Genomic DNA, 291 nt, shown 5'->3' with positions numbered 1-291 from the left:
AGAGTTTTAATTATATTAATATGTTAAATAATTAGACAAAGACCAAAAGTTAATATTTAGATCTAATAACAGTCATATTTGAACCAAAAAGATGTAGTATTACCTTCCAAATTGTTGTTGTCAAGGTAGAGCTCCTTCAGCAGGTTCAGCTTTCCTATACTTCTTGGTATGGTTCCTGTGAATCTATTGTTATCTAGAGATATACGTACAAGCTCTTTACAGTGCCATAAACTGGATGGAATTGAACCAACAAACTGATTGTGATGAAGAATCAGAAATTTGAGAACAGGA

The 291-nt window shown here is 32.0% G+C and carries 1 pseudogene; it reads right to left on the bottom strand.

Going from position 1 to position 291, the window contains the following annotated elements:
• Positions 1-62 precede the first annotated feature (62 nt).
• A pseudogene (locus LOK78_RS16940) lies at positions 63-291 on the bottom strand (hypothetical protein); the annotation flags it as partial.

The sequence above is a fragment of the Mangrovimonas futianensis genome, assembly GCF_021245805.1.
In the GTDB taxonomy this organism is placed as follows: Bacteria; Bacteroidota; Bacteroidia; order Flavobacteriales; family Flavobacteriaceae; genus Mangrovimonas; species Mangrovimonas futianensis.
The sequence above is the reverse complement of the archived record's forward strand: the minus strand, read 5'-3'. Positions and strand labels throughout refer to the sequence as shown.